Source organism: Citrobacter sp. CK202 (genome assembly GCF_030333225.1).
In the GTDB taxonomy this organism is placed as follows: Bacteria; Pseudomonadota; Gammaproteobacteria; order Enterobacterales; family Enterobacteriaceae; genus Citrobacter_B; species Citrobacter_B koseri.
Window position 1 is genome coordinate 97,095 of record NZ_JAOWGI010000027.1, and the last position, 21,563, is coordinate 118,657.

Consider the following 21,563-nt stretch of genomic DNA (forward strand, 5'->3'; position numbering starts at 1 on the left):
TTTGCATTATTCTTAATAACTATTTTTATAGAATAAAAGCATTCCCGGCAGGAAAATAAACGCCTTATAAAACAACAGCTATCAGGGTAACAATAAGCAGGCGGTTTTTATTTTAAGATTTTTATATCACCACCAGGATGATTATATATTTGACAAAAAGGTGAAAAAGAACCGTCTAAAAAGACGGTTCTGTTTATAACCCCTTCAGACTGACGTTGCGTCATCCTGGCCTGGGCTAACCTGGACAATCTCAACCTGCTGTGACTGAAGCAGGTTATGCAATGCCGGGCCTGGGTACTCATCAGTAAACAGCGCCGTTACCTGCGACACGTTGCCAATCTCTACCGCTGCGGAAGCATGGTATTTCGTATGATCGGCAGCAAGGAGGATATGCCGGGAGTGAGCCATCATGGTTTTCACCACACTGGCTTCATTGACGTCAAACTCCAGCAACGCGCCATCGCTTTCTATCGCACCGACGCTGGTGACAAGATAGTCCGCACGAAACCCCGCCACAAACGCCGTCGCAGAAGGGCCGATAATGCCGCTGTTATGCGGGCGAAGCGTTCCGCCAGGCACCATCACTTCAAAACGCGGATTATTGTACAGAATATGCGCCACACGCAGGCTGTTAGTGATAATGCGCAGATGATTGTGGTTTAACAGCGCCCGCGCTACCTGCTCAACGGTCGTACCAATGGTGATAAAGACCGTGGAGCCGTCTGGAATATAGTCCGCCACCGCTTCCGCGATGGCTTTTTTCTCTTCCGTCCAGGAGACTTCTCGCTGCTCAAAGGCGGTATTCACAACGCTGGAAGCCCGTCCCGCGCCACCGTGATGACGCGTAATCAATCCCTGATCGCTCAGTTTGCGGATATCGCGACGCACGGTCTGCGTGGACACATCCAGCAGGCCAGCCAGTTCGTCAATATTCATGTAACCGCGCTCGCCAATCAGCGCCAGCAACTGATCATGCCGTGGGTTACCGGTCAGTTCAGTAAGACTCATGCAAATTCCTCGAAAAACCATTGCCTTACATTTTATACAAAAAGTGACAGAAAAGATCGGGTTTGATCACAGTCAGGGATTCCGGCACGCCCGCCTGGTCGGGTGCATTTCAGTGCGGCCACGCCGCTGGCAAACCTGACGGCCTCTTCGATTGGCGTTCCGCCCGCCAGGCTAAAGGCGAGCGCACCGTGAAAAACATCCCCCGCGCCGGTGGTGTCGACCACCTCTACCAGGAATCCGGGTTGATGCCGGAAGACATTATCGTCTAACCAGTCGCATCCTTCACCGCCGCGCGTGACATAGACATGTCCATTTGTGAGCATTTGTGATTTTTTTAACGCGCTTACGGTATCCTGTATTCCCGTCAGGCGCGCCAGACCCGGTTCAGAGAAGGCGGCATGATCGCTTAACGCCACCAGCTCGCTGATGTCCTGTGGCGTCACATCGCCATCCAGAACCGTCATGACTCCGGCCCGGCGCGCCAGCGTGAACGCCCGTTTCGCCCCTTCATGCCAACGAACATCCGCCAGCACCACATCCCATTGAGAAAAGTCGATCTCATTAAGCCAGTCAGCGTCATGCAATAAATCCGGGCTGGGATAATTGACGATAATCCGCTCCCCTTTCGCATCGACGATGACCGCAGACTGTGAGGACTTCGCCCCCGCGTAACGCCGGGTATAGCGGGTATTTACCCCCAGGGATTCCAGCTCCGCCAGCAGGCTGTTTCCGGTGTCGTCATCTCCCACACGCCCAATAAAGTCCACCTGCGCCCCCAGTTTCGCCGCAGCCACTGCGGCAGTTGCAGCAGGCCCGCCGCCCACTTCCGTATAACGTTTCGCCACATATTTACCTCCTTCAGTCGGTAAACCTTCAACGTAATAGATGCGATCCATCACGGTGATACCCACACAAGCAACACGAATCATGGTCATTCCTTAAGCATTTCGGGATGCGATTATTTTAATTTCGCAAAATGTTTAAAAAGTGACGGCTGTCAATTTTTTGACTATAAATTACAAATACGATCAAAAACAGACAAAATCAGCGTCACGCAAGTGACAAAAAATGACATTCACGTTTCAGGAGAACGATATGGCAGTGATTGCATTTGTCGGATTAGGCCAGATGGGTTCGCCCATGGCGAGTAATTTGCTCAAGCAGGGCCATCAGCTCAGCGTCTTTGATGTGAACCCCGACGCCATACAGACCCTGGTGGAAAAAGGCGCTCGTCCGGCCAGCAGCCCGGCGCAGGCGGCGAAAGAGGCCGAGTTTGTCATCACAATGCTGCCTAATGGCGATCTCGTTCGCAGCGTGTTATTCGGCGATCAAGGCGTTTGCGAAGGCTTGTCGCAGGACGCGCTGGTGATCGATATGTCCACCATCCATCCGCTACAGACGGACAAACTTATCGCAGATATGCGCGCCAGAGGGTTCAGCATGATGGATGTCCCGGTCGGTCGAACGTCCGATCACGCCATTGCGGGGACGTTGCTATTACTGGCAGGCGGCAGCGCAGAACAGGTGGAGCGCGCAACGCCGGTACTGATGGCGATGGGCAATGAATTGATTAACGCTGGCGGCCCCGGCATGGGGATTCGCGTAAAGCTTATCAATAACTATATGAGCATCGCGCTGAATGCGCTTTCTGCCGAAGCCGCCGCGTTATGCGAAGCGCTGGGCCTCTCCTTCGACGTCGCGTTAAAAGTGATGAGCGGAACCCCGGCAGGCAAAGGCCACTTCACCACCTCCTGGCCGAACAAAGTGCTGAAAGGCGACCTTTCTCCCTCCTTCATGATCGATCTGGCGCACAAAGACCTGGGGATTGCGCTGGATGTTGCCAACCAACTGCATGTGCCGATGCCGCTCGGCGCCGCATCCCGTGAAGTTTATAACCAGGCTCGCGCTGCCGGTCGTGGCCGGGAAGACTGGACAGCCATTCTCGAACAGGTGCGTAACAGCGCCGGATTACCGAACAAATTCAAAATGTAACGACTGAATAAAGGAAAACTGAATGAACAACTACACCATCAAAGACATTACGCGCGCATCCGGCGGCTTTGCCATGCTGGCGGTCGATCAGCGTGAAGCGATGCGCTTAATGTTTGCAGCTGCTGGTGCGAAGTCTCCTATTGCCGACAGCGTACTGACGGATTTCAAAGTGAATGCCGCAAAAGCGCTGTCTCCTTATGCCTCCGCCATTCTGATTGACCAACAGTTCTGTTACCGCCAGGTGGTGGAGCAAAACGCGATTGCAAAAAACTGCGCCATGATCGTCGCCGCCGATGCGTTCATTCCCGGCAATGGCATTCCTGTCGATAGCGTCGTCATTGATAAAAAGATCAATCCACAAGCGATAAAGCAAGACGGCGGTAAAGCGCTAAAACTGCTGGTGCTCTGGCGCAGCGATGAAGATGCCCAACAGCGTCTTGATATGGTCAAAGAATTTAATGAGATGTGCCACAGCAATGGTCTGGTGAGCATTATCGAACCGGTTGTGCGCCCACCTCGCCGTGGCGATAAGTTCGACCGTGAACAGGCCATCATTGATGCCGCGAAAGAGTTGGGCGACAGCGGCGCGGATCTCTACAAAGTTGAAATGCCGCTGTACGGCAAAGGCGCGCAGCACGACCTTCTCGCCGCGTCACAGCGCCTGAACGAGCATATCAATATGCCGTGGGTCATCCTCTCCTCCGGTATTGATGAAAAATTGTTCCCTCGGGCGGTCAGAGTCGCAATGACCGCGGGCGCATCCGGTTTTCTGGCGGGTCGCGCCGTCTGGTCATCGGTGATTGGCCTGCCGGATACCGAACTGATGCTGCGTGATATTTCTGTGCCTAAGTTGCAGCGTTTGGGTGAGATCGTCGACGAAATGATGGCCCGCCGTCGTTAATGTGAGGATGAAAGCATGAAATGGTTTAACACGTTGAGCCACAACCGCTGGCTGGAGCAAGAAACCGATCGCATTTTTGACTTTGGGAAAAAATCCGCAGTACCTACCGGTTTCGGCTGGCTGGGAAATCAGGGACAGATCAGAGCGGAGATGGGTACGCACCTGTGGATTACCGCCCGTATGCTGCACGTTTATTCCGTTGCCGCATCGATGGGCCGTCCGGGCGCATATCAGTTAGTCGACCATGGTATTAACGCGCTGAACGGCGCGTTACGCGATCGGCGCTACGGCGGCTGGTATGCCTGTGTAAACGATGAAGGCGTGATGGACGCCTCCAAACAGGGATATCAGCATTTCTTCGTCCTGCTAGGGGCGGCAAGCGCCGTCACCACGGGCCATCCACAGGCCAGAAAACTGCTGGATGACGCGATCGAGGTCATCGAAAAATACTTCTGGAGCGAAGAGGAGCAGATGTGCCTGGAGTCCTGGGACGAAGCCTTCAGCCAGACCGAAGATTACCGTGGCGGCAACGCCAACATGCATGCCGTAGAGGCTTTTTTGATCGTGTACGACGTGACCCACGATCGTAAATGGCTCGACCGCGCGCTGCGCATCGCCTCCGTCATTATTCACGATGTGGCCCGCAACGGCGACTACCGCGTCAACGAGCACTTCGATGCGCAGTGGAACCCCATCCGCGATTACAACAAAGATAACCCTGCCCACCGTTTCCGCGCTTACGGCGGCACGCCGGGGCATTGGATCGAGTGGGGTCGCCTGATGCTGCACCTGCATGCGGCCCTGGAAGCGCGTTTTGAAACTCCGCCCGCCTGGCTGCTGGAAGATGCCAAAGGGTTATTCCACGCCACCCTTCGCGACGCCTGGGCGCCCGATGGCGCAGACGGCTTCGTCTACTCCGTGGACTGGGACGGCAAACCGATTGTACGTGAAAGAGTACGCTGGCCGATTGTGGAAGCAATGGGCACCGCTTACGCCCTGTATACCCTCACCGGCGATAGCCAATACGAAGCCTGGTATCAGAAGTGGTGGGATTACTGCATCACTTATCTGATGGACTACGAGAACGGTTCGTGGTGGCAGGAGCTGGATACCAATAACCAGGTGACCACCAAAGTGTGGGACGGCAAGCAGGATATTTACCACCTGCTGCACTGCCTGGTGATCCCGCGCCTGCCGCTGGCGCCGGGGCTGGCGCCCGCCGTTGCTGCGGGCCTGCTGGATAGCAACGCGAAATAACAATATGACATGCCGGATGGCGACGTTAAGGCGTCTTATCCGGCCGACGAGCGCCGTGCTAACCGTAGGCAAGAGCGCTGCCGTCCGGCAACATTGAGGATAGAAAACTTATGCATACCCTACACAATATCACCCTGACAACAACCGATGACGGCTTCACCCTGAGCTGGCAAGATCGTCTGTTGCTATCCCACAGCGCAGAAAATCCCTGCCTGTGGATTGGTACCGGCGTCGCCGATATCGACATGTTTCGCGGTAATTTCAGCATAAAAGATAAGCTGAATGAGAAAATCGCGCTGACTGACGCAACGATAAACCAGTCCCCGGATGGCTGGTTGATCCATTTCAATCGCGGCGATGCCATCAGCGCGGCGTTACACATCGCCACCGATGAGGCGGGCCGCCTGACGCTGAAACTGCAAAACAGCGATCTTACCCATAACCGCATCTGGTTACGCCTGGCCGCCCAGCCAGAAGATCACATCTATGGCTGCGGCGAACAATTCTCTTATTTCGATTTGCGCGGCAAGCCTTTCCCGCTCTGGACCAGCGAACAAGGCGTCGGGCGCAACAAAAACAGCTATGTCACCTGGCAGGCGGACTGCAAAGAAAACGCGGGCGGGGATTACTACTGGACCTTTTTCCCACAGCCCACTTTTGTCAGCACGCAAAAGTACTACTGCCACGTCGATAACAGCTGCTACATGAATTTCGACTTTAGCGTGCCGGAATACCATGAGCTGGCGCTATGGGAAGACAACGCCACCCTGCGTTTTGAATGCGCCGACAGCTACATCGCCCTGCTGGAAAAATTGACGGCGCTGTTAGGCCGCCAGCCGGTGTTGCCGGACTGGGTTTACGACGGCGTGACGCTCGGCATTCAGGGCGGCACCGACGTCTGCCAGCAGAAGCTGGACACCATGCGCAACGCAGGCGTGAAGGTGAATGGCATCTGGGCGCAGGACTGGTCCGGCATCCGCATGACCTCTTTCGGCAAACGCGTGATGTGGAACTGGAAGTGGAACAGCGACAACTATCCGCAACTGGATACCCGTATCAAGCAGTGGCAAGAAGAAGGCGTGCAGTTCCTCTCCTACATCAATCCTTACGTCGCCAGCGATAAAGATCTTTGCGCCGAAGCGGCCAGACACGGTTATCTGGCAAAAGACGCTGCGGGCGATGACTATCTGGTTGAGTTCGGCGAGTTTTATGGCGGCGTCGTGGATTTGACCAATCCTGAAGCCTATGACTGGTTCAAGAATGTCATCAAGAAAAACATGATTGAGCTGGGTTGCGGCGGCTGGATGGCGGATTTCGGGGAATACCTGCCAACCGACACTTACCTGCATAACGGCGTCAGCGCGGAAATTATGCATAACGCCTGGCCGGCGCTGTGGGCGAAATGTAACTACGAAGCGCTACAAGAGACCGGCAAGCTGGGCGAGATCCTGTTCTTTATGCGTGCGGGTTATACCGGCAGCCAAAAATACTCCACCATGATGTGGGCGGGCGATCAGAACGTCGACTGGAGTCTGGACGACGGTCTTGCCTCCGTGGTGCCTGCCGCATTGTCGCTGGCGATGACGGGTCACGGTCTGCATCACAGCGATATTGGCGGTTATACCACCCTGTTCGACATGAAGCGCAGTAAAGAGCTGCTGCTGCGCTGGTGTGACTTCAGCGCCTTCACCCCGATGATGCGTACCCACGAAGGGAACCGCCCCGGCGATAACTGGCAGTTTGATGGCGACGCGGAAACTATCGCCCACTTTGCCCGTATGACAACCGTCTTTACCACCCTGAAACCGTATCTCAAACAGGCGGTGGCGCAGAACGCCAGAACCGGTCTGCCGGTCATGCGCCCGCTGTTCCTGCACTACGAGGACGATGCGCAGACCTACACCCTGAAATACCAGTATCTGCTGGGTCGCGACCTGCTGGTTGCGCCGGTCCACGAACAAGGACGCCGCGACTGGACGCTATATCTGCCTGAGGATAACTGGATCAACGCGTGGACGGGAGAAACGCTTCGCGGCGGCGAGATTACCGTGGACGCGCCGCTCGGCAGGCCTCCGGTCTTTTACCGTGCAGAGAGCGAGTGGGCATCACTGTTTGCCTCTTTACGCACTATCTAATACGGCTCGCCCGTGGGGAAACTCACGGGCATATGGAGAAAAATAATGAGTCAAACGTCATCAAATCCGGCGACCCTACGCTTGCCGTTTAAAGAAAAACTTGCCTATAGGATGGGTGATTTAGGCTCCAATATCCTGCTGGATATTGGTACGCTTTATTTACTTAAGTTTTATACCGATGTGTTGGGTCTACCGGGCACGTATGGCGGTATTATTTTCCTGATCGCCAAATTCTTTACCGCCTTCACCGATATGGGCACCGGGATTATGCTCGACTCGCGGCGTAAAATCGGCCCGAAAGGCAAGTTCCGTCCGTTCGTGCTCTATGCCGCGTTTCCTGTGACCCTGCTGGCCATCGCCAACTTTGTCGGCACGCCGTTTGAAATTACCGGTAAGACGGTGATGGCGACGGTGCTGTTTATGCTGTACGGCCTGTTCTTCAGCATGATGAACTGTTCGTACGGCGCGATGGTGCCCGCCATTACCAAAAACCCGGATGAGCGCGCCTCGCTTGCCGCCTGGCGTCAGGGCGGCGCCACGCTCGGCCTGCTGCTGTGCACCGTCGGTTTTGTTCCGGTGATGAATCTGATCGAAGGGAACGCACAGCTAAGCTATATTTTCGCCGCCACGCTGTTCTCACTGTTTGGCCTGCTGTTTATGTGGCTCTGCTACGCAGGCGTCAAAGAGCGTTATGTGGAGGTAAAACCGGTTGAAGCGACCGAAAAACCGGGGCTGCTCCAGTCGTTTCGCGCCATTGCCGGGAACCGTCCGCTGTTCATTTTATGTATCGCGAATCTCTGCACCCTGGGCGCTTTCAACGTTAAGCTGGCGATCCAGGTGTATTACACCCAGTACGTACTGAATGACCCGATCCTCCTCTCCTGGATGGGTTTTTTCAGCATGGGCTGCATTTTCATCGGCGTCTTTTTAATGCCCGGCGCGGTAAGACGCTTCGGCAAGAAAAAGGTCTACATCGGCGGCCTGCTGGTTTGGGTTATCGGCGATCTTCTCAACTACTTCTTTGGCGGCGGCTCGGTCAGTTTTGTCGCGTTTTCCTGCCTGGCGTTTTTCGGTTCAGCGTTTGTGAACAGCCTGAACTGGGCGCTGGTCTCCGACACGGTGGAATACGGTGAATGGCGCACCGGCGTGCGTTCAGAAGGAACGGTATACACCGGTTTTACCTTCTTCCGTAAGGTGTCTCAGGCGCTGGCGGGCTTCTTCCCCGGTTGGATGCTGACCCAAATCGGCTACGTGCCCAATGTGGTGCAATCGGCAGGCACTGTCGAAGGTTTGCGGCAGCTGATCTTTATTTATCCGTGCGCGCTGGCGGTGATAACCATCATCGCAATGGGATGTTTCTACAACCTCAACGAGAAGATGTATGTCCGCATCGTTGAAGAGATAGAAGCCCGTAAACAAACGGCTTAACAATGATAATAAAGGCGCCCTTCGGGGCGTTATTGAGGAGCGATTATGTCTGACCATGATCCGCTGACGCTAAAACTGAGCCTACGGGAAAAATATGCCTATGGCATGGGTGACTTCGGCTCAAATTTGATGCTGTGTATCGGTACGCTGTATCTGCTTAAGTTTTATACCGATGAACTGGGGATGCCCGCATATTACGGTGGGATTATCTTTCTGGTGGCGAAGTTCTTTACCGCGTTCACCGATATGTTGACGGGGGTGCTGCTGGATTCCCGTCGTCATATTGGCGCTAAAGGTAAGTTTCGCCCTTTCATTCTGTATGCATCATTTCCTGTCGCGCTGGTTGCCAGCGCGCAGTTTCTCGCCACCGATTTTACACTGACGGTCAAAACAGCGCTGGCAACCGTACTGTTCATGCTGTTTGGCCTGTTTTACAGCCTGATGAATTGCTCATACGGGGCGATGGTGCCCGCTATCACCAGAAACCCGCATGAGCGCGCCCAACTCGCAGCATGGCGTCAGGGCGGCGCAACGCTCGGTCTGTTGCTGTGTACCGTTGGCTTTATGCCGATTCAGGCGCTCTTCACCCAGTCATCTTCTCTGGGTTATCTGGTAGCCGCGTTGATTTTCTCCGTTTGCGGCCTGTTCAGTATGTGGTGGTGTTTCAGCGGGGTGAAAGAACGGTATATCGATATCGTTCCGGCCCACCATAAGCCCAGCATTCTTAAATCCTTCTGTGCGATTTTCCGCAATCCGCCGCTGCTGGTGCTCTGCGTGGCCAACTTATGTACGCTGGCCGCGTTTAACATCAAACTGGCGATTCAGGTCTATTACACCCAGTACGTGCTGAACGACATCCATTTGCTGTCATGGATGGGATTTTTCAGTATGGGGTGCATTCTGGTCGGCGTACTGCTGGTGCCCGTAACCGTAAAACGGTTTGGGAAAAAGCAGGTCTACCTCGGCGGCCTGACGCTGTGGGCTATCGGCGATGTGCTGAACTTTCTCTGGGGTGGAACCTCTTTCCTGTTCGTGATCTTCTCCTGCATGGCGTTTTTCGGCACCGCGTTCGTTAACAGCCTGAACTGGGCGCTGGTTCCTGATACGGTCGATTACGGCGAATGGAAAACAGGCATTCGTGCGGAAGGGTCGGTCTATACCGGTTATACCTTCTCACGAAAAATTTCTGCGGCGCTGGCGGGTTTCTTGCCCGGCATTATGCTGACGCAAATTGGCTACGTGCCGAACATAGCGCAAAGCGCGGAGACGTTACTTGGCCTACGTCAGTTGATATTTCTCTGGCCATGCGGCCTGGCGATTATCGCCGCACTCACAATGGGCTTTTTTTATAAGCTCAATGAAAAACGTTTTGCTTTTATTATTGAGGAAATTAGCCAACGAAAGAAACAATCGATACAAACCGGCGTTGTAAGCCATTAAAAAACCTCTGTTCTAATTAAATAAAATAATTGCCGCTCTATCCATTTCGATGGATAGCGGCTCCCTACGCTTAAAAAATGGATTTACTATGAAAACGTTGAACACAATAATGCTGTTATCCTCTGTTATCTCCACTTCTGTTTTTGCGGGCGCTTATGTGGAAAACCGCGAGGCCTATAATCTGGCATCCGATCAAATGGAATTCATGCTGCGCGTTGGCTACAACTCCGATATGGGGGCTGGAATTATGTTGACCAACACCTATACGCTACAGCGTGATGATGAATTAAAGCATGGTTATAATGAAATTGAGGGTTGGTATCCGTTATTTAAACCGACGGACCGGTTAACCATTCAACCCGGTGGTCTGATAAACGATAAAAGCATCGGTTCTGGCGGCGCTGTTTATCTGGACGTCAATTATAAATTCACACCGTGGTTTAATCTGACGGTTCGTAACCGTTACAACCATAATAACTACAGTTCTACTGATTTAAATGGTGAATTAGATAATAACGATAGCTATGAAATCGGCAACTACTGGAATTTCATCATTACTGATAAATTTTCTTATACCTTTGAGCCACACTATTTTTATAATGTGAATGATTTTAACAGCAGCAACGGAACCAAACACCACTGGGAAATTACCAATACTTTCAGATACCGGATTAACCAGAACTGGCTGCCGTACTTAGAGTTACGTTGGTTGGATCGCAATGTGGAGCCCTACCATCGGGAGCAAAACCAGATTCGTGTCGGGGTAAAATATTTCTTCTGAACAGGATAATAAAAAAGCCGCTGAAATCAGCGGCTTTTTGTTGCCGGATGGCGGCTAACGCCTTATCCGGCCTACGAATCGGAGTTATCAGGCCGATTTTGTAAGCCCGTATTACTCTTCTTTCGCGCCACGCATTGCACGACGACGATCGTTTTCCGTCAGGTGACGTTTACGAATACGGATAGAGGTTGGAGTCACTTCTACCAGTTCGTCGTCATCGATGAACTCCAGAGCCTGCTCCAGGGTCATCTTGATTGGCGGAACCAGAACCGTTGCTTCGTCAGTACCAGACGCACGCATGTTGGTCAGTTTCTTACCGGTCAGGCAGTTTACGGTCAGGTCGTTAGAACGGCTGTGAATACCGATGATCTGGCCTTCGTAAACTTCCGCGCCGTGACCCAGGAACAGCTTACCGCGATCCTGCAAACCGAACAGTGCGAACGCAACCGCTTTACCCTGACCGTTGGAGATCAGTACGCCGTTCTGACGCTGGCCCACTTCGCCCGGACGGATATCGTCGTAGTGGCTGAAGGTGGAGTACAGCAGACCCGTACCGGAGGTCATGGTCATGAACTCTGAACGGAAACCGATCAGACCTCGGCTTGGGATCACGTAGTCGAGACGTACGCGGCCTTTGCCATCTGGATTCATGTTTTTCAGGTCGCCTTTACGCTCGCCCAGCGCCTGCATCACAGAACCCTGGTGCTGCTCTTCGACGTCCAGCGTGACGTTTTCGTACGGCTCCTGTTTACGGCCGTCGATTTCGCGGAAGATAACTTTCGGACGGGAAACCGCCATCTCGAAACCTTCACGACGCATGTTTTCAATCAGAACGGACAGGTGCAGTTCACCACGACCGGATACACGGAACGCGTCCGCATCTTCGGTTTCTTCAACGCGCAGCGCAACGTTGTGTACCAGTTCTTTGTTCAGACGCTCAAGGATCTGACGAGAGGTCACGTATTTACCTTCTTTGCCGCAGAACGGAGAGGTGTTTACGCAGAAGAACATAGAAACGGTCGGCTCATCAACAGACAGCGCTGGCAGCGCTTCAACATTCTGCGGATCGCAGATGGTGTCGGAGATGTTCAGCTCGCCCAGACCGGTGATTGCAATGATATCGCCCGCTTCCGCCAGGTCGCTATCAATACGTTCCAGACCCAGGTGAGTCAGCACTTTGCCCACTTTACCGTTACGGGTTTTGCCTTCGCTATCGATGATAGTGATTTGCTGGTTCGGCTTCACTTTACCGCGCTTGATACGACCAATGCCGATAACGCCAACATAGTTGTTGTAGTCCAGCTGAGAGATCTGCATCTGGAGCGGGCCGTCCAGGTCAACGTCCGGTGCCGGTACGTGGTCAACGATCGCCTGATACAGCGGGGTCATGTCTTCCGCCATATCTTCGTGATCCAGACCTGCGATACCGTTCAGCGCCGAAGCGTAGATGATCGGGAAGTCCAGCTGTTCGTCGGTCGCGTCGAGGTTAACGAACAGGTCGAATACCTGGTCTACAACCCAGTCAGGGCGCGCGCCAGGACGGTCAACTTTGTTGATAACAACAATCGGCTTCAGGCCATGAGCAAAGGCTTTTTTGGTCACGAAGCGCGTCTGCGGCATCGGGCCGTCAAATGCGTCAACCACCAGCAGCACGGAGTCTACCATGGACATTACACGTTCAACTTCACCACCGAAGTCGGCGTGTCCTGGGGTATCAACGATGTTGATACGGTAATCATTCCATTTGATAGCAGTGTTTTTAGCGAGGATGGTAATCCCACGCTCTTTCTCCAAATCGTTGGAGTCCATCACACGCTCTTGAGTTTCGGCACGCGCATCAAACGTACCGGATTGCTGTAGCAGCTTATCGACCAGGGTAGTTTTACCGTGGTCAACGTGCGCGATGATGGCGATGTTACGCAAATTTTCGATCACAACTTTGCCTCAGGCATTAGAAATAGCGCGTTATTGTACACGGATTAATCGCACTACAAAACAGGATCACAGAGATCCTCCGCAAACAAGTATTGCAGAGTTTCTTTGTGATCGCTTTCACGGAGCGTTAAAAGGGTCACTCACTGTCCATTGCACCAACATGGTGCTTAATGTTCACATTAAAGCACTATATTGGTGCAACATATCCACTATGGTGCGGCCCTTTTGCACGATGGTGCGCATGATAACGCCTTTTAGGGGCAATTTAAAAGTTGGCACAGATTTCGCTTTGTATTTTTTACGGCGACACGGCCAATTTTTGCAGAATTGAAGACTTCGTTACCACGACGACAATGACCAATCCGGGAGAGTTAAGTATGTCCGCTGAACACGTTTTGACGATGCTGAATGAGCATGAAGTGAAGTTTGTTGATTTGCGCTTCACCGATACCAAAGGTAAAGAACAGCACGTCACGATTCCTGCTCATCAGGTGAATGCCGAATTCTTTGAAGAAGGCAAAATGTTTGACGGCTCCTCGATCGGTGGCTGGAAAGGTATCAACGAATCCGACATGGTTCTGATGCCGGACGCATCCACTGCGGTCATTGACCCGTTCTACGCTGATTCTACGCTGATTATTCGTTGCGACATCCTGGAGCCAGGCACCCTGCAAGGTTACGATCGCGACCCGCGTTCCATCGCCAAGCGCGCGGAAGAGTACCTGCGCTCTACCGGCATCGCAGACACCGTTCTGTTCGGGCCAGAGCCAGAGTTCTTCCTGTTTGACGATATCCGCTTCGGTTCTTCTATCTCCGGTTCCCACGTCGCTATCGACGATATCGAAGGCGCATGGAACTCCTCCACCCAGTACGAAGGTGGCAACAAAGGTCACCGTCCGGCAGTAAAAGGCGGTTACTTCCCGGTTCCGCCGGTAGACTCTTCTCAGGACATCCGTTCTGAAATGTGTTCCGTTATGGAGCAAATGGGTCTGGTTGTAGAAGCACACCACCACGAAGTGGCAACCGCAGGTCAGAACGAAGTGGCAACCCGCTTCAACACCATGACCAAAAAAGCGGACGAAATTCAGATCTACAAATACGTTGTGCACAACGTCGCTCACCGTTTCGGTAAAACTGCGACCTTTATGCCAAAACCGATGTTCGGCGATAACGGTTCCGGTATGCACTGCCACATGTCCCTGTCCAAAAACGGGACTAACCTGTTCTCCGGCGACAAATATGCGGGTCTGTCTGAGCAGGCGCTGTACTACATCGGCGGCGTAATCAAACACGCAAAAGCGATCAACGCCCTGGCGAACCCGACCACCAACTCCTACAAGCGTCTGGTCCCGGGTTATGAAGCACCGGTCATGCTGGCCTACTCCGCCCGTAACCGTTCTGCCTCTATCCGTATTCCGGTTGTGGCCTCTCCGAAAGCGCGTCGTATCGAAGTGCGCTTCCCGGACCCGGCTGCGAACCCGTACCTGTGCTTTGCCGCTCTGCTGATGGCGGGTCTTGACGGTATTAAGAACAAGATCCACCCAGGCGAAGCGATGGACAAAAACCTGTATGACCTGCCGCCGGAAGAAGCGAAAGAGATCCCACAGGTTGCAGGCTCTCTGGAAGAAGCGCTCAACGAGCTGGATATTGACCGCGAATTCCTGAAAGCAGGCGGCGTGTTCACTGATGAAGCGATCGACGCGTACATCGCCCTGCGCATTGAAGAAAATGACCGCGTGCGCATGACGCCGCACCCGGTAGAGTTTGAGCTGTACTACAGCGTTTAATCGTTGAGTTGCCGTGGAACTTTTAGCCTGTTCAGGCAGGTTTGAGATTGATGGCGAATGATAAGACGCCTGATGGCGCAAGCTTATCAGGCCTACCGGTAACATCACCTTGTAGGCCGGATAAGGCAAAGCCGCCATCCGGCACAACGTTTGCCACTCATCTGTAGCCCATCACACGATGGGCTTTTTTCTCCACCAACGTTCTGATCCCACGCGCTTTTTACACGTAAAAAGCTATAATGCACTAAATTGGTGCAAACTATTCCAGGAGACTGCTAAATGGCAACAGGCACGCAGCCCGATGCTGGGCAGATCCTCAATTCTTTAATCAACAGCATTTTACTGGTCGACGACGAGCTGGCGGTGCATTACGCCAACCCGGCCGCACAACAGCTGCTCGCCCAAAGCGCCCGCAAGCTGTTTGGTACGCCGCTGCCTGAGCTGTTGAGCTATTTTTCATTAAATATTGGGCTGATGCGCGAAAGCCTGGAAGCAGGTCAGGGATTTACGGACAACGAAGTCACGCTGGTGATCGACGGACGCTCCCATATTCTCTCGCTAACCGCCCAGCGCCTGCCGGATAACTTCATCCTGCTGGAAATGGCGCCGATGGATAACCAGCGTCGCCTGAGCCAGGAACAGCTTCAGCATGCCCAGCAAATCGCCGCCCGCGACCTGGTGCGCGGTCTGGCGCATGAGATCAAAAACCCGCTTGGTGGTTTACGCGGCGCGGCCCAACTGCTCAGTAAAGCCCTGCCTGACCCGGCGTTGCTGGAGTACACCAAAGTCATTATTGAGCAGGCCGACAGGCTGCGTAATCTGGTTGACCGACTGCTGGGACCGCAACAGCCGGGTATGCACGTCACGGAGAGTATCCACAAAGTCGCAGAACGCGTCGTCGCACTGGTGTCGATGGAGCTGCCAGAGAACGTCACGATGATTCGTGATTACGACCCCAGTCTGCCGGAACTGCCTCACGACCCGGACCAGATTGAACAGGTCCTGCTGAACATCGTGCGTAACGCCTTACAGGCGTTAGGGCCGGAAGGCGGTGAAATCATTCTGCGTACCCGTACCGCATTCCAGCTGACGCTGCATGGCGTGCGTTATCGCCTGGCGGCACGCATCGACGTTGAGGACAACGGGCCGGGTATTCCGTCCCATTTACAGGACACGCTGTTTTACCCGATGGTCAGCGGTCGCGAAGGCGGCACCGGGCTGGGCTTATCCATTGCCCGTAATTTGATTGATCAGCATTCCGGCAAAATTGAATTTACCAGTTGGCCGGGTCATACCGAGTTCTCGGTTTACCTGCCTATCAGGAAATAAAGGTGACGTTTATGCAACGAGGGATAGTCTGGGTAGTCGATGACGATAGTTCCATCCGTTGGGTGCTTGAACGTGCGCTCGCCGGGGCGGGATTACATTGCACCACATTTGAAAGCGGCAACGAAGTGCTGGACGCGCTGGCGAGTAAAACGCCGGATGTCCTGCTGTCGGATATCCGTATGCCGGGAATGGACGGACTGGCGCTGTTAAAACAGATCAAACAGCGTCACCCCATGCTTCCGGTCATCATAATGACGGCGCATTCCGATCTCGATGCCGCCGTCAGCGCTTATCAACAAGGCGCGTTTGATTATCTGCCAAAGCCTTTTGATATTGACGAAGCGGTCGCGCTGGTTGAACGCGCGATCAGCCATTATCAGGAGCAGCAACAGCCGCGCAATGTCCAGATCAACGGCCCGACAACCGATATCATCGGCGAAGCGCCCGCGATGCAGGATGTCTTTCGCATTATTGGCCGCCTCTCACGCTCGTCTATCAGCGTGCTGATCAACGGCGAGTCCGGGACCGGTAAAGAGCTGGTCGCCCATGCGCTGCATCGCCATAGCCCACGCGTAAAAGCTCCCTTTATCGCCCTGAATATGGCGGCTATTCCGAAGGATTTGATCGAGTCCGAACTGTTTGGTCATGAAAAAGGGGCGTTCACCGGGGCGAATACCATTCGTCAGGGGCGCTTTGAGCAGGCCGACGGCGGCACGCTGTTTCTCGATGAGATCGGCGATATGCCGCTGGATGTGCAGACGCGTTTGCTACGCGTCTTAGCCGATGGGCAGTTTTACCGCGTTGGTGGCTATGCGCCGGTGAAGGTTGATGTGCGGATTATCGCCGCCACCCATCAGAACCTGGAATTACGCGTACAGGAAGGTAAGTTCCGTGAAGATCTGTTCCACCGCCTGAACGTGATTCGCGTACATTTGCCGCCGCTGCGCGAGCGCCGGGAAGATATTCCACGCCTGGCGCGGCATTTCCTGCAAGTGGCTGCCCGCGAACTGGGCGTCGAAGCCAAATTGCTCCACCCGGAAACCGAAGCGGCGCTGACGCGTCTGGCCTGGCCTGGCAACGTGCGTCAACTGGAGAATACCTGCCGTTGGTTAACGGTGATGGCCGCCGGACAGGAGGTTCTGATTCAGGACTTACCCGGCGAGCTGTTTGAAGCCACGGTGCCAGACAGCCAGTCGCACATACAGTCAGACAGTTGGGCCACATTGCTGGCGCAGTGGGCGGATCGCGCGTTGCGTTCCGGTCATCAAAACCTGCTTTCTGAAGCGCAGCCTGAGCTGGAGCGTACGCTGTTAACCACCGCGCTGCGTCATACCCAGGGGCATAAACAGGAAGCGGCACGGCTGCTGGGATGGGGTCGTAACACCCTGACTCGCAAGCTAAAAGAGCTGGGTATGGAGTGACGATTCGTCGTTGTGTAAAGATTAATATTTAAGCGCAAATTGCCGTTATTTTGCGCTTTACTGTTCCGATGAGTTGAGTATGATCATGCCCGGCAAACAGGGGGAATCATCATGCTGGAATCATTAATCAATCTGGTATCGAGCGGAGCGGTCGACAGCCACACGCCACAAACTGCGGTTGCCGCAGTACTGTGTGCAGCGCTGGTTGGGCTGTTTAGCTAAATGCGTGCCGGATGGCGCTACCGCTTATCCGACCTACGGTTGATGTTAACTTGTAGGCCCGGTAAGCGGTAGCGCCACCGGGCAACGCCACTAAATCACCCGTGAGAACTGCTGCATCCGCGCTTTCTGGCGCAGATAAGCATCAAAGCACATACAGATGTTACGGATCAGCAGACGGCCTTTCGGCGTAACCTGAATCCCCTTATCATCCACATCCACCAGCCCATCTTTCGCCAGCGGCGCCAGCAGCGCTAAATCTTCCGCAAAGTACGCCGCGAAGTTGAGATCCCACTGCTGTTCAACCGCTGCGTAATCGAGACGGAAGTTGCAGATCAGCGACTTAATAATATCCCGACGAATGCAGTCATCGCGGGTCAGCACAATGCCGCGCCATAACGCATTCCCCAGCTCATCCACCTGCTGATAGTAGCGCTTCAGCTCTTTCTGGTTCTGCGCGTAGCTGTCGCCAATCATACTGATGGCGGAAACGCCCAACCCCAGCAGGTCCGTATCGCCCTGAGTGGTATAGCCCTGGAAGTTACGATGCAGAACACCTTCACGCTGGGCAACGGCCAGCTCGTCATCCGGGCGGGCAAAGTGATCCATCCCGATGAACTGATAGCCCGTCTCCGTCAGCGATGAGATGGTCTCTTGCAGGATATCGAGTTTTTGCTGCGCGCTGGGCAGGTCAGCCTCTTTGATTTTGCGCTGAGCGGCGAATAACGTGGGCAAATGAGCGTAGTTAAAGACGCTCAGGCGATCGGGGCTCAGCTCTGCCACGCGTCTGAGCGTAAAGGCGAAGCTTTCCGGCGTTTGCTTTGGCAGCCCGTAAATCAGATCGATATTCGTCGAGGTGAAGCCTATCTCGCGCGCATGATTGAGCAGCGAGAAGATAAACTCTTCATCCTGCTCGCGGTTAACCAGACGCTGAACGTCTTTATTGAAGTCCTGCACCCCCATACTCAGGCGGTTAAACCCTTGCGCGCGTAAATGATCGAGCACATCCAGCTCAATTTCACGGGGATCGACTTCGATCGAGATTTCGACGTCGTCGTTAAAATGAAAGTTTCCACGCAGAAGCGTCATTAACCGACTGATTTGCGCTTTATTCAGGTACGTTGGCGTTCCGCCGCCCCAGTGCAGTTGACTAACGCGACGTCCGGCAAACAGCGGCGCGCGATGAATAATTTCTTGTTCAAGCGCATCGAGATATTGGTCGGCCTTATGCTGCTGGCGGGTCACAATCTTGTTGCAACCGCAGAAGTAGCACAATTTATGGCAAAACGGGATATGAACGTACAGAGACAGCGGACGTTCAGGGTAACGCGCCACAGCGTGCTGAAATGCCTCTTCGCCGTAGTCTTCCGAAAACTCCAGCGCTGTGGGATACGAGGTATATCGTGGCCCGGAATAGTTATATTTCTGGATCAGGGCCAGATCCCAGTCTATCAACTGTTCAGACATGCTCACTCCTTCCGATGGCGTCGCTGGCGGGTACGGCGTACCGGCTTTACCCCACTACGGGTAATAAACCGGTTGCGCAGCCACTTCTGTCGCCGCGACAACCGCTGTAGTTTAACGAATAACCACACCAGATAACATACAACCGGAAGGGTTATAAGCAGGACGGGAAGGCCCACGGTGTAAACCCGTTAGTTGCCGCCCCGGAGCAGGCGCATCATATCTTCCTGCTTTTCGTCCTCTTCCTCTTCTTCATCGTCATCATAAGAGAGGCCCAACTTCTGCATCAGCTCATCAATACGATCCAGTTTGGCATCTACCCAGGTTTGGTCTTCCGCACTCAGGGTTTCGCCTGCTTCCAGACGTTCCAGCAGCGCATCCAGGCGCTCATCCGTTTCCAGTAAATCCAACTCAGCCTGCGGTGAAAGCATAGGTTTCTCACTCTTCGGTTTGTGCTGTTTGGTGACTTTTTCGGTCACACCCAGGGGAATGGGGGTTTTACTGCCAATTCGTGGATCTTTCTGCTTGTTCTGGTTTTTACCGCCTGAAGCCGCGTTGTCACCTGTCGCACGGCTCCCCGCCGCATGACCACGGTGTTTTTTCTGACGCTTACGGTCGCGCGCTTCCTGATTCAGCTCTTCGCGTGTTTTACGACGCGCTTTTGCGGGACCTTTACCGCGTGGTGTAGAAGTTGATTTCATAGTGATTCGTCTTTGGCTGTTTTAGTCAGTATATACTCTAAATAATTCGAGTTGCAGGAAGTCAACGCACATGCAACCTGAAGTATGACGAGTTTCATTTGCCGCGGAATCTAGCAGAAACCCTATAAAGAAAAAAGGCGACAGAGTAATCTGTCGCCTTTTTTGCTGTCTAACAACCCTAACGGGCTCTACGATCCCTGTTGGCTACCAACACGCCCTGTTTTTCCCTTAGCCTGAAACATTCCGTGTTGTTTCCATTTCCTTTTACTAACGTCTCCGAACGTTTGTCTTCCTGACAAATCCTGCGTCTTCGCCTCCTGGCGCTCCTGACCCTCATCCTGAGTCGTAATCCTGACAGCTTCCTCGCTATGGATGCTACTTTACTCTTCTGGCATAAACGCACAAGTAATCGAAACGCGAATGTCCACTTTTCAGAATATTGCCTGAAACATAACGTTATGATTTTATTATTTTATCTTAATTTTCGGTCTGCGCTTACTCTGAAATTTCGCATAAGAACAATCGGCAATGTCTCACAAAGAGCATGGTTTTAGCTTACACACACCCCGCATGCTGAAAAATCCGTCTTTTGCCGCTGTTCAGGTATAATCGCTGCAAAGCTTTGACTGACGGAGACGACCGCTTTGACTAATTTGAATTATCAACAGACGCACTTTGTGATGAGTGCGCCTGATATTCGCCATTTACCTTCCGATACCGGAATCGAAGTGGCTTTTGCTGGCCGTTCCAATGCAGGCAAATCCAGCGCGCTGAACACGCTTACGAATCAGAAGAGTCTGGCGCGTACATCCAAAACACCGGGCCGTACTCAGCTCATCAACCTGTTTGAGGTGGTTGAAGGCAAACGTCTGGTTGACCTGCCCGGCTATGGCTATGCAGAAGTCCCGGAAGAGATGAAGCGTAAGTGGCAACGCGCGCTGGGCGAATATCTGGAAAAACGTCAGAGTCTGCAAGGCCTGGTGGTACTGATGGATATCCGTCACCCGTTAAAAGATCTCGACCAGCAGATGATCCAGTGGGCCGTAGAGAGCAACATTCAGGTTCTGGTTTTACTCACCAAAGCGGACAAACTGGCCAGTGGCGCACGTAAAGCGCAGCTGAATATGGTGCGTGAAGCGGTACTGGCCTTTAACGGCGATGTGCAGGTAGAAACGTTTTCTTCCCTGAAGAAGCAAGGCGTGGATAAATTACGTCAGAAACTGGATAGCTGGTTTAACGATCTGGCTCCCGTGGAAGAGACGCAGGACGGGGAATAACCCACCGATATGCCGGATGGCGCCGCTGCGCGTCTTATCCGGCCTACAGTTCTTTATTCTTGCTCTAAATAATTCGAGTTGCATAAAGGCGGCAACACAGCAAATCCCCAGGAGCTTACATAAGTAAGTGACTGGGGTGAGCGACAAATCTGTCTGGAACAGATTTGAACGCCGCGAAGCGGCGGCCCGTAAGGGTGAGGCTCATGGATGAGCCGAATAATTCGAAGCCAACGCGTATGCAGCTTGAAGTATGACGAGCAAAATAAAAAACGCCCCAGTCATTACTGACTGGGGCGGCTAAAATATTCAGCCAAATCCGATTACGTGAAGTAAAAGGTCTGAAAGATAGAACATCTTACCTCTGTACCCTACGCGAATAACTTTACTCTTTTTTGAGCAGCTCAGAAAGCACTTTTTGTAATTTTTTTTCATTCTTTACATAGGGAATTCTAATGATCATCACAAAACGTTCTATCTTATGTTGCTTA

18 protein-coding genes and 1 pseudogene are annotated in these 21,563 nt (G+C 53.3%); 12 read left to right on the top strand and 7 right to left on the bottom strand.

The genetic code is table 11. The annotated features are described in order from the left end of the window. Window positions 1–204: 204 nt before the first annotated feature. Complete coding sequence (locus OGX84_RS15935) at window positions 205–1,008, bottom strand: DeoR/GlpR family DNA-binding transcription regulator (RefSeq protein ID WP_012133927.1); 804 nt, start codon at window positions 1,006–1,008, stop codon at window positions 205–207. Between the two features lie 32 nt (window positions 1,009–1,040). Beyond that, window positions 1,041–1,937, bottom strand: a complete 897-nt coding sequence (locus OGX84_RS15940) for a sugar kinase (protein WP_049009345.1) — start codon at window positions 1,935–1,937, stop codon at window positions 1,041–1,043. 166 nt (window positions 1,938–2,103) lie between these two features. Here OGX84_RS15940 and yihU point away from each other — a divergent pair, with 166 nt between their 5' ends. From yihU to ompL, 7 genes are all read left to right on the top strand, one after another. After that, on the top strand, window positions 2,104–3,000 hold the full coding sequence (gene yihU, locus OGX84_RS15945; RefSeq protein ID WP_024130674.1) for a sulfolactaldehyde 3-reductase: 897 nt from the start codon (window positions 2,104–2,106) through the stop codon (window positions 2,998–3,000). A gap of 22 nt (window positions 3,001–3,022) precedes the next feature. Continuing rightward, complete coding sequence (gene yihT, locus OGX84_RS15950) at window positions 3,023–3,901, top strand: sulfofructosephosphate aldolase (protein ID WP_012133930.1); 879 nt, start codon at window positions 3,023–3,025, stop codon at window positions 3,899–3,901. Between the two features lie 15 nt (window positions 3,902–3,916). Next, window positions 3,917–5,158 (top strand): sulfoquinovose isomerase, encoded by a 1,242-nt coding sequence (gene yihS, locus OGX84_RS15955; RefSeq protein WP_047459905.1) that lies wholly within the window; start codon window positions 3,917–3,919, stop codon window positions 5,156–5,158. 110 nt (window positions 5,159–5,268) lie between these two features. Further along, entirely contained in the window at window positions 5,269–7,293 is a 2,025-nt protein-coding gene (locus OGX84_RS15960) for an alpha-glucosidase (protein ID WP_275166823.1), read from the top strand. A 45-nt stretch (window positions 7,294–7,338) separates the two neighbouring features. Next, window positions 7,339–8,721, top strand: a complete 1,383-nt coding sequence (locus tag OGX84_RS15965) for an MFS transporter (protein ID WP_286458168.1) — start codon at window positions 7,339–7,341, stop codon at window positions 8,719–8,721. A 45-nt stretch (window positions 8,722–8,766) separates the two neighbouring features. After that, window positions 8,767–10,161 (top strand): MFS transporter, encoded by a 1,395-nt coding sequence (locus tag OGX84_RS15970; RefSeq protein WP_012133935.1) that lies wholly within the window; start codon window positions 8,767–8,769, stop codon window positions 10,159–10,161. Between the two features lie 88 nt (window positions 10,162–10,249). After that, complete coding sequence (ompL, locus tag OGX84_RS15975) at window positions 10,250–10,942, top strand: porin OmpL (RefSeq protein WP_024130675.1); 693 nt, start codon at window positions 10,250–10,252, stop codon at window positions 10,940–10,942. A gap of 111 nt (window positions 10,943–11,053) precedes the next feature. On the opposite strand, the gene typA is transcribed toward ompL, so the two are convergent. Continuing rightward, entirely contained in the window at window positions 11,054–12,877 is a 1,824-nt protein-coding gene (gene typA, locus OGX84_RS15980; RefSeq protein ID WP_012133937.1) for a ribosome-dependent GTPase TypA, read from the bottom strand. A gap of 377 nt (window positions 12,878–13,254) precedes the next feature. Here typA and glnA point away from each other — a divergent pair, with 377 nt between their 5' ends. The 4 genes from glnA (at window position 13,255) to OGX84_RS16000 (ending at window position 17,636) form a co-directional block, all read left to right on the top strand. Next, on the top strand, window positions 13,255–14,664 hold the full coding sequence (gene glnA, locus OGX84_RS15985) for a glutamate--ammonia ligase (protein ID WP_024130676.1): 1,410 nt from the start codon (window positions 13,255–13,257) through the stop codon (window positions 14,662–14,664). Window positions 14,665–14,943: 279 nt separating this feature from the next. Further along, a complete protein-coding gene (gene glnL, locus OGX84_RS15990; protein WP_012133941.1) occupies window positions 14,944–15,993 on the top strand; it encodes a nitrogen regulation protein NR(II) in 1,050 nt (349 codons plus the stop codon). Between the two features lie 11 nt (window positions 15,994–16,004). Continuing rightward, window positions 16,005–17,414 (top strand): nitrogen regulation protein NR(I), encoded by a 1,410-nt coding sequence (gene glnG, locus OGX84_RS15995; RefSeq protein WP_012133942.1) that lies wholly within the window; start codon window positions 16,005–16,007, stop codon window positions 17,412–17,414. A 111-nt stretch (window positions 17,415–17,525) separates the two neighbouring features. Next, on the top strand, window positions 17,526–17,636 hold the full coding sequence (locus tag OGX84_RS16000) for a YshB family small membrane protein (protein ID WP_096753919.1): 111 nt from the start codon (window positions 17,526–17,528) through the stop codon (window positions 17,634–17,636). A gap of 90 nt (window positions 17,637–17,726) precedes the next feature. Here the strand turns inward: OGX84_RS16000 and hemN are convergent, their stop codons facing one another. The 3 genes and pseudogenes from hemN to OGX84_RS16015 all read right to left on the bottom strand — a co-directional run bounded on the left by hemN (window position 17,727) and on the right by OGX84_RS16015 (window position 20,201). Then, the gene (gene hemN, locus OGX84_RS16005) at window positions 17,727–19,100 is read right to left on the bottom strand and encodes an oxygen-independent coproporphyrinogen III oxidase (protein ID WP_101744345.1); all 1,374 of its coding nucleotides are present in this window, start codon (window positions 19,098–19,100) and stop codon (window positions 17,727–17,729) included. 188 nt (window positions 19,101–19,288) lie between these two features. Continuing rightward, window positions 19,289–19,798 carry a Der GTPase-activating protein YihI gene (gene yihI / locus OGX84_RS16010; RefSeq protein WP_012133944.1) on the bottom strand — a complete coding sequence of 170 codons (510 nt, stop codon included), beginning with the start codon at window positions 19,796–19,798 and terminating at the stop codon, window positions 19,289–19,291. A 178-nt stretch (window positions 19,799–19,976) separates the two neighbouring features. Beyond that, window positions 19,977–20,201: pseudogene (locus OGX84_RS16015) on the bottom strand (hypothetical protein). A 241-nt stretch (window positions 20,202–20,442) separates the two neighbouring features. Here OGX84_RS16015 and yihA point away from each other — a divergent pair. Then, a complete protein-coding gene (yihA, locus tag OGX84_RS16020; RefSeq protein WP_024130677.1) occupies window positions 20,443–21,075 on the top strand; it encodes a ribosome biogenesis GTP-binding protein YihA/YsxC in 633 nt (210 codons plus the stop codon). A gap of 306 nt (window positions 21,076–21,381) precedes the next feature. On the opposite strand, the gene spfP is transcribed toward yihA, so the two are convergent. Further along, window positions 21,382–21,429 carry a small protein SpfP gene (gene spfP, locus OGX84_RS22860; RefSeq protein ID WP_071892919.1) on the bottom strand — a complete coding sequence of 16 codons (48 nt, stop codon included), beginning with the start codon at window positions 21,427–21,429 and terminating at the stop codon, window positions 21,382–21,384. Between the last annotated feature and the right edge of the window lie 134 nt (window positions 21,430–21,563).

Coding starts and splice junctions, on each gene's coding strand:
- yihI (WP_012133944.1), bottom strand. CDS start 19,798: ATGAAATCAACTTCTACACCACGCGGTAAAGGTCCCGCAAAAGCGCGT.
- glnG (WP_012133942.1), top strand. CDS start 16,005: ATGCAACGAGGGATAGTCTGGGTAGTCGATGACGATAGTTCCATCCGT.
- OGX84_RS15935 (WP_012133927.1), bottom strand. CDS start 1,008: ATGAGTCTTACTGAACTGACCGGTAACCCACGGCATGATCAGTTGCTG.
- glnA (WP_024130676.1), top strand. CDS start 13,255: ATGTCCGCTGAACACGTTTTGACGATGCTGAATGAGCATGAAGTGAAG.
- yihU (WP_024130674.1), top strand. CDS start 2,104: ATGGCAGTGATTGCATTTGTCGGATTAGGCCAGATGGGTTCGCCCATG.
- yihT (WP_012133930.1), top strand. CDS start 3,023: ATGAACAACTACACCATCAAAGACATTACGCGCGCATCCGGCGGCTTT.
- OGX84_RS15960 (WP_275166823.1), top strand. CDS start 5,269: ATGCATACCCTACACAATATCACCCTGACAACAACCGATGACGGCTTC.
- OGX84_RS15970 (WP_012133935.1), top strand. CDS start 8,767: ATGTCTGACCATGATCCGCTGACGCTAAAACTGAGCCTACGGGAAAAA.
- ompL (WP_024130675.1), top strand. CDS start 10,250: ATGAAAACGTTGAACACAATAATGCTGTTATCCTCTGTTATCTCCACT.
- OGX84_RS15940 (WP_049009345.1), bottom strand. CDS start 1,937: ATGATTCGTGTTGCTTGTGTGGGTATCACCGTGATGGATCGCATCTAT.
- glnL (WP_012133941.1), top strand. CDS start 14,944: ATGGCAACAGGCACGCAGCCCGATGCTGGGCAGATCCTCAATTCTTTA.
- yihS (WP_047459905.1), top strand. CDS start 3,917: ATGAAATGGTTTAACACGTTGAGCCACAACCGCTGGCTGGAGCAAGAA.
- OGX84_RS16000 (WP_096753919.1), top strand. CDS start 17,526: ATGCTGGAATCATTAATCAATCTGGTATCGAGCGGAGCGGTCGACAGC.
- OGX84_RS15965 (WP_286458168.1), top strand. CDS start 7,339: ATGAGTCAAACGTCATCAAATCCGGCGACCCTACGCTTGCCGTTTAAA.
- hemN (WP_101744345.1), bottom strand. CDS start 19,100: ATGTCTGAACAGTTGATAGACTGGGATCTGGCCCTGATCCAGAAATAT.